This is a genomic window from Roseitalea sp. (genome assembly GCF_984466335.1).
The window spans coordinates 1-2430 of the sequence record NZ_CFIFWG010000250.1 but is presented as its reverse complement, the minus strand read 5'-3'; the positions used below and the strand labels follow the sequence as shown (position 1 = coordinate 2430).

Sequence of the window (2430 nt, the reverse complement as noted above, 5' to 3'; positions counted from 1 at the left end):
CCAGCGTCCATGTGTCGGTGAAGACGTCCTCGGTGGTCGACACGCCCTGATCCCAGGTCAGGCTGACCGAGCCCGACAGCCAGTCATTGAACTGGCGGCCGACACCGCCGGTGACGGTCCAGCCGTCCCTCCAGAAGAATTCCAGTCTGCGCGCGCCGGGTAGCGGGCCGCCCGTCACCGTGTAGTCGAGCCTATCGAGCACGCTCCAATCCGTCCACTTGACCGAACCGGACACCAGCGTGCCCGGCGCGACGCCGGTCTGCGCGCGCAGTTCCAGCGACTGCGGCAGCGTGCCTCTGCCGACCGCAACGCCGGTGCCGCCGGCCAGCGCGTCGGCGGCGGTGGCGAAGGTGCCGGTCGGGGTGTGCGTCACCTGGCTGCGATAGAGCAGTTGCACGCGCGCTTCGATCTGGGGAAGCTCATAGGCGATGCCGACGCGGTAGCCCGGATTGTATCCGCCATCGAAGGACAGCGTGCCGTCGGTGCCGTTGAGCGCGCCGCCAACGGCGCCGGCCAGCGCCGCTGGTTGACCCGCGGCCAGAAGCCCGCCCGTGATGATCGCGCCCTGGAACCGCACGGTCTCGGCATAGGTGAAGTTCTCCATGAACACGCCGCCGATCAGGGACAGGCGCCCCGAGCCCAGAGCGCCGAACGTGCCCACATTGTCGAACATCGCCGCGCAGGTCAGGCCGAACTCGTCGGTCGAGAACTGCCGGCTCACCAGTCCGGTGCCGTCGGCCTGGCCGGCCGCGATCGCCTGCGGGCCGTAGGTGACGCTGCCACCGAAGGGCTGAGTGTAGGTGCCGGCGCAGCGCGCATGATCCGTCAGGTTCAGCTTCACCGCGAAGGTGGGCACGGTATAGGCGTCCGAATAGTCGGGATCGGTGGCGGCCGCGCCGTTGATGGTCGCATAACCCCGTTGCGGCACGACCACCGACACGCCGGCGCGCATGTTGAAATTGCCCTCCTCGAACAGAATGTCGGTGTCCGCGGTGCCGCGCGAGAAGCCGCCCGCATGGGCCGTGGCGACCATCACGGTCGCGCCCGCGACGCCGGCCAGAAAAGCCTTGAATGCCCCCGTCATGGGATTCCTCCACATTTTTTCGCTCAACCCTTGTCACCGGAACGAAGCGGGCAGATCAAGCATTATCCCGCGCGCGTGCGGGCGAGGTCAGCCTCGCACAAGCATTGGCACATGCATCTTATCGCGCATTTGCGCAACGATGGTGAAATCCAAAGAGCCGATGGCTCGAAAAACTTCGATTTTCCTATGCGTCGCCCGCGAAAACCGCCGTTCAAGGCACGGATGCGCGCACTGTTGCAAAATCACCACAATTTCGCTTTTTTTCCACATGATCGCCGAGAGGAACGATCGCGGCGCCCGAAAAGCGTCATATTTCGACGATTCGCGCCAGCGCCGCCTGAAGCTTTTCGAGCGCCCGCCGCGCTTCGGCCAGCTTGTCGCGTTCGGCCTGCACGATGTGCGGTCTGGCGTTGGCCACGAACTTGTCGTTGGCCAGCTTCCTTTCGATCCGGCCGATGTCCTGGCTGGCCTTGCCGAGCGCCCTTTCGAGCCTTGCCCGTTCCGCTTCGATGTCGATCAGGCCGCCCAGCGGCAGGCAGACGGTCGCCTCGCGCACCACGATCTGCGCGGCGCCCCTTGGCGGTTCGCTTTCGATCACGATGTCGTCGGCGCGGGCGAGCTGCTTGATCGCCGGATCGTGGCGCATCAGCCATTTGGCGGTTTGCTCGCCGGCGCCGACGACGGCGAGCGGCCCCTTCGCCGAGGGCGGCACGTTCATCTCCGCGCGCACCGAGCGCACCTCCGAGACCAGTTCGACCAGCCAGTTGATCTCGTCGGCGGCCGCCGCGTCGACAAGCCCGTCCCCGGGCCAGTCCGCATGGCACAAAAGCCCGTCGCGTTCGCCGGTCAGCGCCCACAGTTCCTCGGTGATGAACGGCATGAAAGGGTGCAGCAGCTTGTAGATGCCGTCGAGCGCGAAGGCGGCGCAGGCGCGCGCCTCGGCCTTGGCCGCCTCGTCCTCGCCGGCGAAGACCGGCTTGAGCAGTTCCACATACCAGTCGCAGAAACTGTTCCACACGAAGCGGTAAGCGGCACCGGCGGCTTCGTTGAACTTGTAGGCTTCAATGCCGTCCGAGACCGCGCGGACCGTGCGGCTCAGTTCGGTCAGGATCCAGCGGTTGATGGTGAGCTTTGCGTCTTCGGGCGCAAAGCCGGCCGCGTGCGCGACGCCGTTCATCTGCGCAAAGCGCGTGGCGTTCCACAGCTTGGTGCCGAAATTGCGGTAGCCGGCGACGCGCTGGGGGTCGAGCTTCACGTCGCGGCCCTGCGCGGCCATGATGGAAAGCGTGAAGCGCAGCGCGTCGGCGCCATAATCGTCGATCAACTCCAGCGGATCGATGACATTG

The 2430-nt window shown here is 66.2% G+C and carries 2 protein-coding genes; both read right to left on the bottom strand.

The window, feature by feature from the left end:
• A partial coding sequence (locus AC5E6L_RS15180) for an outer membrane protein transport protein (RefSeq protein WP_491774422.1) occupies positions 1 to 1084 on the bottom strand: 1084 nt, incomplete at its 3' end.
• A 307-nt stretch (positions 1085 to 1391) separates the two neighbouring features.
• Positions 1392 to 2430 (bottom strand): class I tRNA ligase family protein (locus AC5E6L_RS15175; protein WP_491774420.1); only part of this gene is annotated, 1039 nt, incomplete at its 5' end.